Source organism: Bacteriovorax sp. As-1, from assembly GCF_058446905.1.
Genome location: NZ_CP184341.1, coordinates 2,973,566 through 2,986,727 on the forward strand (window position 1 = coordinate 2,973,566; position 13,162 = coordinate 2,986,727).

Annotated in this window: 13 protein-coding genes; 7 read left to right on the plus strand and 6 right to left on the minus strand. The window is 42.0% G+C overall.

The window, feature by feature from the left end; translation table 11 throughout:
• Position 1 precedes the first annotated feature (1 nt).
• From ACN20O_RS15185 to ACN20O_RS15200, 4 genes are all read left to right on the plus strand, one after another.
• The gene (locus ACN20O_RS15185) at positions 2 to 802 is read left to right on the plus strand and encodes a phosphatase PAP2 family protein (RefSeq protein WP_491634758.1); all 801 of its coding nucleotides are present in this window, start codon (positions 2 to 4) and stop codon (positions 800 to 802) included.
• Positions 803 to 864: 62 nt separating this feature from the next.
• Positions 865 to 2,307 (plus strand): ATP-binding protein, encoded by a 1,443-nt coding sequence (locus tag ACN20O_RS15190; protein ID WP_491634759.1) that lies wholly within the window; start codon positions 865 to 867, stop codon positions 2,305 to 2,307.
• A gap of 5 nt (positions 2,308 to 2,312) precedes the next feature.
• Positions 2,313 to 2,474 carry a hypothetical protein gene (locus tag ACN20O_RS15195; protein WP_491634760.1) on the plus strand — a complete coding sequence of 54 codons (162 nt, stop codon included), beginning with the start codon at positions 2,313 to 2,315 and terminating at the stop codon, positions 2,472 to 2,474.
• Positions 2,471 to 3,094 carry a substrate-binding periplasmic protein gene (locus ACN20O_RS15200; protein ID WP_491634761.1) on the plus strand — a complete coding sequence of 208 codons (624 nt, stop codon included), beginning with the start codon at positions 2,471 to 2,473 and terminating at the stop codon, positions 3,092 to 3,094. Before ACN20O_RS15195 ends, ACN20O_RS15200 begins: the two co-directional genes overlap by 4 nt.
• On the opposite strand, the gene ACN20O_RS15205 is transcribed toward ACN20O_RS15200, so the two are convergent.
• From ACN20O_RS15205 to ACN20O_RS15220, 4 genes are all read right to left on the minus strand, one after another.
• Positions 3,051 to 4,040 (minus strand): NAD-dependent epimerase/dehydratase family protein, encoded by a 990-nt coding sequence (locus ACN20O_RS15205; protein WP_491634762.1) that lies wholly within the window; start codon positions 4,038 to 4,040, stop codon positions 3,051 to 3,053. The genes ACN20O_RS15200 and ACN20O_RS15205 overlap by 44 nt on opposite strands.
• Complete coding sequence (locus ACN20O_RS15210) at positions 4,040 to 5,167, minus strand: hypothetical protein (protein WP_491634763.1); 1,128 nt, start codon at positions 5,165 to 5,167, stop codon at positions 4,040 to 4,042. Before ACN20O_RS15210 ends, ACN20O_RS15205 begins: the two co-directional genes overlap by 1 nt.
• Positions 5,168 to 5,172: 5 nt before the next feature.
• Positions 5,173 to 6,435, minus strand: a complete 1,263-nt coding sequence (gene spt, locus ACN20O_RS15215; protein WP_491634764.1) for a serine palmitoyltransferase — start codon at positions 6,433 to 6,435, stop codon at positions 5,173 to 5,175.
• A 130-nt stretch (positions 6,436 to 6,565) separates the two neighbouring features.
• A complete protein-coding gene (locus ACN20O_RS15220; protein WP_491634765.1) occupies positions 6,566 to 7,336 on the minus strand; it encodes a hypothetical protein in 771 nt (256 codons plus the stop codon).
• A gap of 102 nt (positions 7,337 to 7,438) precedes the next feature.
• Between ACN20O_RS15220 and ACN20O_RS15225 the strand changes: the two genes are divergently transcribed.
• From ACN20O_RS15225 to ACN20O_RS15235, 3 genes are read left to right on the plus strand one after another with little or no spacing between them, the layout of a single operon-like run.
• A complete protein-coding gene (locus ACN20O_RS15225) occupies positions 7,439 to 8,269 on the plus strand; it encodes a DUF2797 domain-containing protein (protein WP_491634766.1) in 831 nt (276 codons plus the stop codon).
• A gap of 23 nt (positions 8,270 to 8,292) precedes the next feature.
• Complete coding sequence (pepN, locus tag ACN20O_RS15230; protein ID WP_491634767.1) at positions 8,293 to 10,890, plus strand: aminopeptidase N; 2,598 nt, start codon at positions 8,293 to 8,295, stop codon at positions 10,888 to 10,890.
• Positions 10,890 to 11,339 (plus strand): DUF4442 domain-containing protein, encoded by a 450-nt coding sequence (locus ACN20O_RS15235; RefSeq protein ID WP_102243217.1) that lies wholly within the window; start codon positions 10,890 to 10,892, stop codon positions 11,337 to 11,339. The genes pepN and ACN20O_RS15235 overlap by 1 nt, the downstream gene beginning before the upstream one ends.
• Here ACN20O_RS15235 and ACN20O_RS15240 read toward each other — a convergent pair.
• Both ACN20O_RS15240 and ACN20O_RS15245 read right to left on the minus strand, forming a co-directional pair.
• Positions 11,336 to 11,689, minus strand: coding sequence for a hypothetical protein (locus ACN20O_RS15240; RefSeq protein ID WP_491634768.1), 354 nt, complete (start codon positions 11,687 to 11,689; stop codon positions 11,336 to 11,338). The genes ACN20O_RS15235 and ACN20O_RS15240 overlap by 4 nt on opposite strands.
• A gap of 18 nt (positions 11,690 to 11,707) precedes the next feature.
• Entirely contained in the window at positions 11,708 to 13,159 is a 1,452-nt protein-coding gene (locus tag ACN20O_RS15245; RefSeq protein WP_491634769.1) for a hypothetical protein, read from the minus strand.
• Positions 13,160 to 13,162 lie beyond the last annotated feature (3 nt).

Here is a 13,162-nt window from a genome sequence, read left to right on the forward strand (position 1 = left end):
CATGAAACGCGCTCTATATGTACTTTTGTTTCTTTTGTTTTCTAAAAATCTTTCAGCAGCGGACCTTACGGCAGACACTTATTGGGAAGGACTAAAGTCTTCGGTGACTTTGCTTTACCAAGGGTCTTATAAGCAGTTTACTGCAGAAAATAACCTCTACTATGCGGGTGCAGCGCTCCCGGCCCTGTGGTACTCGTTTGAAGAAGATAAACGCATCACTGGCAATGAAATGAAAAAGAGCATTCCAAAATACATGCAGGTCTCAAGTGACCTGGCACCTGTGCTGAGTTTTCCGATTATACCGATTGCGGCCTTTTCTATAGGTGTAAAATACGATAACCCTAAAGCGCTTCAGTTTGCCAAAGAGACTTTTGCCACGATGTACCTGGCGTTGGTTGAATCGGCGGCCCTAAGCGTGATTGATATTCATGAAAGACCAAAAAAAGATAAACTTTCAAAGTGGGAGACCAACTTTAGAGGAAAGTCATCTTTTCCATCGGGGCATGTCGTTCCTTATGCGGCCTTGACGTTAAAAACTCTGCAATTTTATGGGCCTTACTGGGCAGCTGTCCCGGGCGCTCTTTTTGTCGTGACATCGTTTCAGCGAATCAGGGATGGGAAGCACTATCTTTCTGACGTCGTTGGAGGGTTTTTTCTTACAGCATTTGCCGCTGAAGGTGTAAGAAAAGCGGGTAAGTACCAAGAGACTGACACCGTTTATAAATCCATCTTTGATACCTACCGAATTGGCTACACTGCTTATGAAGGAGTCGTCGGGCCGATGATCAGTTTTGACTGGTAAATTTCTTAATCTTTTTGTTTTCTTGAATTTTGAAAAAGCACATAAGGTGCTACGCTAATACAATGACCAAGTCTAAGAATTTTTTTGAAAAGCTGAGTATCACGCAAGAGTTGATTATTAGCGTTATTGCGGTCATTTTTTTGATGATCTCACTTCTTGGTTTTATCGTCGCGAAGGCCTTAATCAAAAGTAATGAAGAAAAAATTGCTTGGCAGAAAAAGTCTAACCTGCAAATTGCGACCAGCCTTCTTGCTGATCCGATCTGGACTGTAGACACAAATAACATTAAAAATGCCGCTTCAACATTCGTTCGCGATGACAATCAGATCATCGCTGTACGCGTTCTCGATGAATATGGCGACATCCTGGTTGAAAGCCGCGACCACACTGTCGCGGGAATCGAATTCAAGGAACTTCTAAAAACGAAGAACCGTTTTCTTGATGCCGGCGATATCAAAAGAAATAACGAAAAAATCGGAAGCATTGAATTCATCTATTCAACCCAGAAATTTAACGATGAGTTGACCTGGTTAATTATTAAATTAGGTTTTTCATTTTTTGTGGTTGGCTTGGGATTTGGTCTAATCATCCTGTGGCGTTTAAAGAAAACAATCACTGAGCCAGTTAACAGAATAGTAGAAGGCTCTAAAAAAATTGCGGAAGGAAATTACCAGTTCCAGGTAGAAGAAGAGTACGTACTTGAGTTCCAGCAAATCGCCCAAGCACTCAACGTCGCAATCCGCGCGATTAACGAGCGCGACCTGGAGTTAAAACGCCAGATCATCAAGGCCGAACTTGCGACAAAAGCGAAATCAAATTTCGTATCGACTATGTCCCATGAAATCAGGACTCCACTTAACGCCATCATTGGTTTAACTGACTTAACTCTGGATTCAGAATTAACAGGAGACCAAAGGGACAACTTAGAAACAGCTAAACTTTCAGCGGACTCGCTTCTTTCCATCATCAATGACATCCTAGATTTCTCGAAGATTGAAGCGGGAAGGCTGGAGCTTGAAACTCTCGACTTTGATATGATTGAAGTGCTTCAGGAGTGTGAGAAAATCCTTTCACTTTCAGCGAAGAAAAAATCTATTGGGTTGAGACTGTATTTTGCCCTAGAAGAAAATTATCTTTTTAAGGGTGATCCATTCAGGATTAAGCAGATTCTTCTTAACCTGATTAACAATGCCATTAAATTCACACCGGAAGGAGGAGAAGTTCACGTCCGTCTGGATATCATTGACCGCAATAATAGTGCGGCCCTGATTCGTTTTGAAGTGCAAGACACGGGGATTGGTATTGATAAAAACAAAATGGAAAACCTGTTTGAAGCTTTTAGCCAGGAAGACCAAAGCACCACTCGCAAGTTTGGTGGAACCGGACTTGGGCTTTCAATTTCAAAACGCCTGATTGATTTAATGGGCGGGATGATTGGTGTTGATAGCGAAGTGAATGTAGGAAGTACATTTTGGTTTCAAATCCGCCTGAAGGAAGGAAAGTGAATTGTTTGAGTTCTTTCTTAGTCATCCTTTCTTTAATTTCTTTTTCATCAGCACAGGCAGCAGCACCCTTTGCTATTATCACTGGAGAGTATGCACCTTATAGTGGAGAGAAACTCTACAAAGGGGGAATGACCACTCAAATCGTTGATGCTGTTTTAAAGAAATGAAAAAAGACATTCACATTGAGTTTGTTCCATGGAAGCGTGCTTTAAATATGGTTCACAATAATCCACTAAGTGCTTCTTATCCGTGGTCCAAAGGTGGCAAAGGCCGTGAAGACGATTTACATTTTTCTGATCCTATTCACGAGTTCCGTATCAGCTATTATGTGAGAAAGGACTCCGGCATTAAAAAGGTGGATGATTTTACCAATAAAAAGTTATGCCGCCCGACTGGATGGAACAACTCTTACTATCAGAAGACAATTAAAGAAAAGAATATGACTCTTGAGACTCCGGTCACTTTTGATTCTTGCTTGAAGCTGTTTCAATATAAACGAGTCGACATCCTGGGAATGGATTCGATGATCGGCAGTCATATCTTAAAGAATGAACTTAAAAGCGGGGAGTACATTGCCGTGGCCGCAACAGATATCCCGCAAGAAATCACCCTCCATTTAGTGATGTCGAAAAAATCTCTTTTTGCTAAAGAGTATATGGAAAAGTTTAATCACGGATTAAAGATCATTAAAGAAAATGGAACTTATCAAAAAATTATCAACAACAGTTCATTTGAGAATGTTTTTAGATCCACTTGCGGGACTTGTAATCGATTAGGGTCACTGTAATCGATCTTTCGATGTCGTAGTTGTAAACCTGCCCCAATTCCTTTTCAGTTTTTGCCCCATCACACGTCCAATTGGTCGCTGCAAACTCATGGTATTTATCCGGAGTCAGGCGAAGTGGATGCTGGAAGAGTTTATAGATAAAATCCAGAATGATTGTCAGCAGCTTTACGAGGAAAAGCGGCATGGGAAGATAGACCAGCCAGTTTTTCTTTAACTGTTTTTTGATTTCTAAAATAAGCTCATTAAAAGTCACTACCTGTGGGTGAGAGCTGTAGTAGACAGTTGTCTTTTTTTCTTCAATGACTTTTACAATGGTATTAACCAGGTCAAAGACGCATACGAAGCTATAGAGTTTTTCTTTTGAACCAAATCCTGGAAGCAGAACCACGCCACTTTGAACCATTTTAAAAATATCTAAAACAGCAGCGTCACGGGGACCGATGACCATGGGAGGTCTGATCACTGCGAGGTCAAAAGTTTTTGGGGCGACTTCTTTAAGCACTTCTTCTGCTTGTTTTTTTGATCTGCCGTAAATGCTGACCGGAAGATCCATATCACTTTCATTTCTCTTATCTGTTCCCTGACTTGGACCGGCAGCGGCCAAAGAAGAGATCAAAACGAAATGCAGGGAAGTGAATTTCTTTTTTAGGTTGTTAACTAGGTTGCGGGTTCCTTCCGTGTTTACGCGGTAGAATTCATCTGTACGGTAAGCATGGACGATTCCAGCAGTGTGCACACAAGTGTTTAAGTCAGAAGGAAGAGACTCAACCCAAGTGAGATTTTCCTGGTCGAGGTCACCTTTAACAAGATGCAGGTGAGTATGAGTTTCCAGAGCAAGTTTTTTTGGATTTCTCACTAGAGCAAAAACTTCGTGTCCGTCTTTTAAAAGTCTTTCAATGAGGTGGCCGCCGACAAAACCACTGGCGCCGGTGACAAGGATTTTCATTAGAGTGCCTTTTCAACCAGACGGTAGCGCTTGTAAGCAGGGCCTGACATTCTGATGAGTGGTTTATTCATTTCCACGTTTGTCTCTAGAATCCAGCTAAGCTCTACATTTTTAATGAGCGGATTTTTTTGAACAGAGACCTGGATATTTCTATAAAGTAGAGTTTCCAGTCCCATTTTTCTGTATTCTTTTTTGACTCCCATCATGATGACACGTGCGCGGTTGATGCGAGACTTTGCTGTTAAAAGTTTATAGATCGCCAGCGGGCTAAGGCGTCCGCTTGGGATTGTTTTAAAAACCTGGTTTAGATCCGGCAGGGCCAGGATAAAGCCAGCTTCTTTCCCATCTACCATTGCGTACTGAATAAGTGTCGGGTCAACGATGGCCTTTAAGTCTTTGGCGGTATGATCGAATTCTGCTCTGGTCATAGGAACGAATCCCCAGTTAGCTTCCCAGGCAGAGTTGTAGATTTCAAAAATAATTTCGAGTTCTTTCTTCCAGTTTTTTAAATCAACGTTTCTGTAAGTCACGTTTGATTTCTTCTCAGTTCTTGCAGCGATATCTAAAACGATTTGCGGCATTCTGGTGTCTGGAGAAATATTGTAAGCAAGAAGATCCATCGCTTTTAGAAAACCCATTTTATTAAAAAGAGTTTCGTAATAAGGAGGATTGTAGGTCATCATGATTTGTGGAGCATCGTCGTATTTATCGACTAAAAGCCCGCACTCATAGTTCGTTCCCGGGTTCATCGGGCCTTGCATGCTTGTGAGCCCTTTTTTCTTTAAGTACTCAGCAGCAACATTAACTAAACCTTGGGCCACTTCAAGATCGTCGATGGCCTCGAAACAACCAAAGTGCCCAACGCTGTTGTTTTCGTGCTTGTTATAAGTGTAGTTGTGAATCGCTATGATTCTTCCAACGACCTTATCATTTTTGTAAGCAAGCCATGCTTTAACATCAGCAGTTTTATAAAACGGGTGTTTTGGATTTAAGAGATCTTTAAGCGCCATCTTTAAAACCGGCACCCAGTGAGGATCGTTTTTATAGATCTCCCAAGGGAGATCTATAAAAGCGTTTAAATCTTTTTTATTAGAGAGCTCAATTTCGCGGATGGAGATTTTGCTCATAAGTTTTAGTGAAGGTGGTTAGGGATATCGAAGATTTTCTTCGCTTCAGCAAACACTTCAAGAACAGTCGACAAGTCTTCACGATTGTGTGAGGCCATGTAGCTCGTTCTGATGAGTGTTTCTCCCTTCGGTACTGCTGGTGGAAGAACCGGAGTACAGAAGACACCCTTAGACTCAAGCCACTTTGTCATCTTTAGAGCTTTCATATCGTCGCCGATAAAAAGTGGGATGATTGGAGTTTGAGACCCGTAAGTGAAGAACCCAAGATCTTTAAATCCATTTCTCATGAATTCAACATTCGACCATAGGTTATTAAGGATTGTTTCATCGTTTTGAACCACATCAATACACGCAGAAACTGTGGCAACAGCAGCTGGTGGCATTGAAGCTGAGAACATAAATGAGCGGGCAGAGTGACGAACGTAATCGATAGCATCTTTTGATCCAGAGATCACACCACCGATAGAAGCAAACGACTTAGAGAATGTACCCATGTTGAAATCAACATCTTTAACAACGTCGAAGTGGGCCATTGTCCCGCGACCTTGAGGTCCCATAACCCCTAGACCGTGAGCATCGTCTACATAAACGTAAGCGCCATATTTTTTAGCTAGTTTTACAACTTCTGGCAGGCGAAGGATGTCACCTGTCATTGAGAAAACACCGTCAGCAACGATGATCACGCGGTTAAAGCGAGACATATTGCTTTCAAGAAGTTCTTCAAGAGAGGCCATATCGTTGTGCTTGTATTTGAAAGTTGTTCCAAGAGAAAGTCTTGAAGCATCGATAATTGAAGCATGGTTTTCAGAGTCAAAAAGCATTAAATCTTTTGGACCACAAATCGCTGAAAGTGCGCCGAGGTTTGCTTGCATACCAGTTGAAAAAACAATCGCTTTTTCATGTCCTAAGTAAGCCGCTAATTTTTCATCTAATTCTTCGTGGATATTAAGGTTACCGTTTAAAAAACGTGATCCTGTACATCCTGTTCCGTATTTTTCTACTGCCTTAATTGCAGCTTCTTTAACCGCAGGGTGGTGAGTAAGACCAAGGTAATTGTTAGATCCAATCATGATCTGCTTTTTACCTTTAACAGTTACTGTAGATGCTTCAGTTTCTTCGATTGCTCTAAAAAAGAAGTATAGATCGTTGTCGCGTAGGAGATTGGCACGTTCAATGATTTTAGCATCACTAAACGGTTTTTTGCCGCCATTAGAGTTAGTATTGGCCATTTGCTCGCCCTGGAGGTTGTCTTGTAGGTTGTGTTTCATAGTATCGGCAAAACTACTCCTCTAGGCCCTCAACGTCAACGAATTATAGGCCTGTATGAAAATAATATCGGGACCAAAGTAGGACGTTAAAGGTAACTAAAGGGCTTAATAATATTGAGATGGGGAAGACCTATTCGGTCTTCTTGGAAAGGATGGTATCGAACTTCTTTTTCATCTCTTCACCACGGGCTTCGGTAGAGATTTTAATGTAGAGTTCGTCCTCTGTTTTGCGTGGTAGGCCCTTAAAAGAGATCCCCACTTTAAAGCGGCCGTTGGGTTTACCGGCTTCATCGGCCAGCGGGATGTGAACGGCAATTTGAACAGTTGGGATATGGTAGTTTTTGCGGTCAAAGCGCAGGGTACAGTCGGTAAAGACCTTGCCTTTGGCAAAGCGTTCGACTTCGGCCGGCTCAATCGTAAAGCTGGTTCCACTAACAGAGATATCCAGGGCATCAAAAACCTGGTCGTCGATTTTAAATTGAATAGGGATAACGTCGCTGGCCGCCAGACGGTAGTTACCACGGGCCTGGCTTTTATAAATGTCTTGATGGATCTCTAATGAATAAGTCAGGTCTTCCGGATGGAACTTCAGGCGTCCACCGGTAAAGTAGTTGATCTTATCTTCAATAGGGATTTTAACCAGAACCTGTTTGCCGGCCTTGGTGCTCCCGGTGATTTTCGTCATCAGTTTTCCAGTTGGCTTAAGCTTGATAATTTTCGGGTTCGGGAAGTATTCAACGGCCTCGTAAATTTCGGCCTCTTCCTCTGATTCGCCCTTCTCCCAGATAGTAAGCGGCGGAGAGTCCTCAAGGGTACAATGCATGCTCATCGTCTCAATAAAATCTTCATGAGAGGCGATTTGAAAGTAATGTTTCTTGTTTGGGTCCTTTTTCTCGCTCATAAATAAGCAATCGACAACTTGCGGCCTAAACTTTAATCCTAGTCCATGGGAAGCCCTTAATTTTTGTGACTTTACCTTAATAGTTGAGTAGAATCCGGGGTCATGAGTACATTGAATGGATTTAATCTCGATAAGATGGAGGTCGAGCTCCTGGATGGCAAGGCCATTTATAAGCTTTTGACCCCGGAAGGCCCAGTCCTTTTTAACGACCTGATCGGAAAAGACCTAAAGCTTATCTATCACAAGGAAATTAACTGCACGAACTGCGGGAAAAAGACGGCCAAGAGCTATTCTGGCGGCTACTGTTACCCGTGTTCTATCAAGCTCGCTGAGTGCGATATGTGCATTCTTAGACCTGAAACCTGTCACTTTGAAAGAGGGACTTGTCGGGAGCCCGATTGGGGGCTAGTAAACTGTATGATCCCTCATTACGTCTACTTGGCCAATTCTTCAGGGCTCAAGGTGGGGATCACAAGAACCTCTCAGATTCCTATCCGTTGGATTGACCAGGGAGCGACACAGGCGCTGCCTATTTTAAAAGTGGGGACTCGCTACCAGTCGGGTGTTTTTGAAAAACTTCTCTCGAGTGAGGTCAACGATAAGACAGATTGGCGCAAGATGCTTAAGGGCGTGCCGGAAGAAATTGATTTGCAAGCAAAGCGCGATGAACTTTTTGAACTTTTTGGCGATGATCTCGATGATCTGGAAAGCAAGTTCGGCAGCGATCACGTGAGTATCTTAGAAAACGAAGACGTCATCGACATTGAATACCCGGTACTGACTTACCCGGAAAAAGTCTCTTCGATGTCTTTTGACAAACAAGAAGTCGTGGGCGGTAAGCTCCTCGGTATCAAGGGGCAGTACTTAATTTTTGATGTTGGTGTTATCAACATAAGAAGCCATACTGGCTACAAGGTTCATCTGGAACACTAAATATATAGGATTGAGGATTGATTATGAAAACTGACGCACCAAAAGTGATTAAATTAAGCGAGTATAAAAAACCTGATTACCTGGTTGAAACAATCGATTTAGTTCTTCACTTAGACAATACAAAAACTCTGGTTCAGTCGACGATGAAGATCAAGAGAAACACTGATGAAGTGACTCCTCTGATTCTTAACGGAGAAGAGCTGGTTTTAAAATCAATTAAGCTTAACAATGAAACATACACTGATTATGTTCACTCAACAGAAAACCATACGCTGACTTTAAATAAAGTCCCGGCGGAGTTTACTCTGATGATTGAAAATGAAATCAATCCGGAGGCCAACAAAACTCTTGATGGTCTATACAAATCAGGAACGATCTTCTGTACACAAAACGAGCCGGAAGGATTCAGAAGAATCACTTTCTACGTTGACCGCCCGGACAACATGGCAAAGTTTACAACAAAAATCGTAGCAGATAAAAAACTTTACCCGATTCTTCTTTCTAACGGTAACCCGATTGCTCGTGGAGACCTTGAAGGTGGAAAGCACTTCGTGACTTGGGAAGACCCTTTTAAAAAACCAGCTTATCTTTATGCTCTTGTAGCTGGAGACTTAGGGGTTATTAAAGACACTTTTAAAACAAAATCGGGGCGTAACGTTGCTTTAGAGATCTACTGCGATAAAGGAAACGAAAATAAGTGTCACCACGCGATGGAGTCACTGAAAAAATCAATGAAGTGGGACGAGGACCGTTTTGGCCTTGAGTACGATCTTGATATTTATATGATCGTAGCAGTAGATGCTTTCAACATGGGAGCAATGGAGAATAAAGGTCTAAACATCTTTAACTCTGCTTACGTTCTTGCTGACCAAAAATCAGCAACAGACACAAACTTTTACGGGATCGAATCAGTGATCGGACACGAGTACTTCCACAACTGGACAGGAAACAGAGTCACTTGCCGTGACTGGTTCCAGTTAACTCTTAAAGAAGGTTTAACAGTATTTAGAGACCAGGAATTCTCAGCTGACATGAACTCAAGAAGTGTAGAGAGAATCCAGTCGGTCATGGGTCTTCGTGCCGCTCAGTTTGCTGAAGATGCAGGGCCTACATCTCACCCGATTAAGCCGGCAACTTATATGGAAATTAATAACTTCTATACAGCGACGATCTATGAGAAAGGGGCCGAAGTTATCCGCATGATCCAGACACTATTAGGAGTAGATGGATTTAGAAGAGGGATGGATAAGTATTTTGAACTTTTTGACGGTCAAGCGGTTAGAACAGAAGACTTTATCCATGCAATGAGTGTGGCCAATAATAACTTCGATTTTACTCAGTTTAAAAACTGGTACGGCCAAAACGGAACACCGCTATTGAAAGCGACGTCGAAGTATGATGAAGCTGCTAAGCGCTTCACATTGACACTGACTCAGACTCTTCCGGCAAACGCGCCAAAAGATGCAAAAGCTTACCACATGCCTGTGAGAGTAGGATTAATTGACAGCACTGGAAAAGATATCGCGAGTAAAGTTCTTGAGTTAAAAGAAACGACTCAGGACTTCATCTTTGAGAACATCACTTCAAAACCAATTGCTTCAGTTAACCGCGAATTCTCTGCACCAGTTAAGTTAACAACTGACTTAACTTTTGATGAGCAGTTATTTTTAATGGCCCACGATTCAGATTCATTCAACCGTTTTGAAGCGACACAAGTTGTGTCGACAAAACTGATTCTGGATCTCATTGAAGATGCTAAAGCAAAAAGAACTTTTGAGCTTAACTCAAAATATGTTGAAGCTTTCGGAAAAATCTTAGCTGACAACAATATTGATGAAGCTTTCAAGGCGCTTTCAATGTCTATTCCAGGAGAAGGCGTTCTTCACCAGGAGCAGGCAGAGATCGCTTACCCGGAAACTGAAGCCGTTCGCACATTTGTTAAAAAGACTCTAGCGACAGCTCACCAGGATACTTTGGTAAAACTTTATAAATCGATTGAACAAAAAGAATACAAACTTGACCCGAAATCAATGGGACAACGCGACCTGAAGAATAAGTGTCTTGATCTTCTTTCATACGTGGAAGGTGGCAAGTACAACTCACTTGCTTTCGATCACTTTAAAGCAGCAACGAACATGACAGATGAAATCGGAGCGCTGACAACAATTGTTCATGCTAACTCAGTTCATAAAGATGAAGCGCTGAAAGCTTTCTACGATAAATGGAAACATGAAACATTAGTTATGCAAAAATGGTTAACAGTGCAGGCGAGTGCTTCTCATGAGTCGACATACGATGCAGTCTTGAAGCTGGAAAAAGACGCCGTGTACGACCGCACGATCCCGAATCTAGTGCGTGCACTTCTTGGTCAATTTGTAGCGACAAACAAAGTGCAGTTTAACCACCCATCTGGACGTGGTTATAAATTGATTGCAGATCGTTTATTAGAGTTGGACACATTAAACCCACAGGTAGCTTCACGTTTAGCTTCGGGCTTTAAGGATTTCAAGCGCATACCTAAAGCGCTTCAAGACCTGATGAGACCTGAGCTTGAGAGAATCATCAAGACTGATGGGCTTTCTAAAAACGTTTACGAGATCATTTCTAAAATTCTAGGCTAATGAACTTCAGACAAAAAATCCTTTTTAAAATAATGAACTTCTGGCCTCCCTTTTGGGGGGCCGGTATTCGTATTGACCATGTCTCAAATGATTTTCTCGAAGTGGATGTTTCACTGAAGCTTAGATTCTGGAACCGCAACTATGTGGGAACGGCCTATGGTGGCTCTCTTTACTCGATGACCGATCCTTTTTACATGCTGATGCTGATTCAGCTTTTGGGAAGAGGTTATATCGTCTGGGATAAGGCCGCGAGTATCAGGTTTAAAAGACCTGGAACGACCAAAGTCTTTGCTCAATTCAGGCTAACGCGTGAGCAGGTTGAAGGCTATAAAGAAGAATTAAAAGGTAAACATAAAATCGAACCAGTACTTACTGTTTATATCAAAGACGATGAAGGCAATGTCATTGCTGAAGTTGATAAAACGATCTACATCAAAAAGAAGCTCTAGTTTTTTCTACAAGGTATTTTTTTATCCAGCGTAAAACCAGTGTCTCCAGGTTTAAGAGGATCGGGGATACGAAAATCAATCGAGATAATATTCTCCGTCACCCCTTTTTGTCCGTCTAATTTATCCAGTAAGAGTTTAACCGTTACATCGCGATCGATGTGTCCGGCGATTTTACCCTGCTCAAGCCTGGGCATACTAATGACGTATTCAGATTGGGTCTTTTCGTTGACGATGAGTTTGATTCCATCTTCTTTGGCGCGCACGATACCCTTGGCGGTGTACTCTCCGCACTCAGTGATGATGGCAGCATTTAATGATGCTGGAAGAAGGAAAATAAGAAAATATTTCATGAGATCTGAGTTCCTAAATTAAAAAACAATTTTACGACAAGGATCATCGACATTCATTGATTGTTTCTGACGATAGAGTTCATCGTAGAATTTCTTTTCTTGTAAGGCAATTTTTTCAGCAGTGTCGCGGTTGTTTCCGATTTGCTGAACAAGTTTTTTTCCATCTTCTTTCGCTGTTTTTAAGTTCGGGAAGTTAGTGATGATTTCCTGTTGCTTTTTCTTGATTTGAGTCCATACCTGAAAAATGGCGTCGTCTTGGGCTATTTCCAGCGCAGATCTTTTTTTATCGGCTCGGTATTTTGCAAGATTTGCAAGCGTTTTGTCTGGTTCCAGATTTAACATTTGTCCCCAGGTAAAATCGACAGACCAATCTCTCACTTTTTTACCATTGAGCATAATCGGAGCGGAGAAAGCCTCCTTTTTATTGACATTGAGAGCGCCAATTGAGCTGGCCGTTTTTAGGATTTCATCCTGTTGTCTTTTGTAGTCGAGAAGAAGTTTTTTTAATTGTTCTCCGTTATATCCTTTTTTTGTTCCTCTCGCTGCCGCTTGAAGCTTATCAATTTGGGCAAAGAGGGCGCTGAATTGCTGATCTCTCACACAAGTGATGCAGTCATTGGAGTTGTTGAGCATGTAATCTGTCAGCTTGTCTGCTTGAGGGTCATAGTAGTAAAGATAAGGAGTGATATTGGCGTAAACTTCCGCTGATATCTCTTCTCCTTCGTCAGTGGAAATCATAGGGTAGGCAGCATCTCTGGTATCAGCACGCGCATTTAAAAAGGCCATTTCCAGTGTCGTTCCTTTTTTAAGGTTCTTCATGAATTGCCCGGAAAAAGCACTGTCACCGGCGTAACCGTAATGATTTGGTCCTGTGGCCGTAATGATACAAGTATTAGGAGCGTCTTTTTTTAGTGCCATCGTGTTTCCCGAGTGGCAACTTAAATCAACAAGCCCAAGCTTGATACCTTTTTCGTTAGTCAGTTTTACCAGCTCTTCCAAGTCATCCATACTTACTAATTTTGTACCTGAAAGATTGTTAAGGTCTGAGGCCGCTCCACCAGAAGCAGCGACAGAGTGAGTTTTTTTATTTCCTACTTTGGCGGCTCCGTGAGTGTTCATGATGATCATGAGCTGGTCGCCGGATTTAATATCGCCAAGAAGAATTCGGGCCTTGTATTCTTCAATCATTTTTTTGTAATTTTCTGGAGTGAAGTTTGAAACAGGCGCAGCTGGAGTAGGGTATTCAGAACTCATAAGTTGCTCTGTATCCGCGTGGCCTCCATTAAATGAAATTTGATACTGCCAATCAGTTCCTTTGAGATTTTTTCCCAAGATTTTCATCGTGCTGTCAAAAATTGTCGAATTCCCTTGCGGCTCACCACCGCCACCCATGATGGCCATGAAGCTTTCCGCTTTAAGAGTTGTTGATGAGAAGAGAATTGAAGCGAGGATCAGTGTTTTAATTTTCATCCA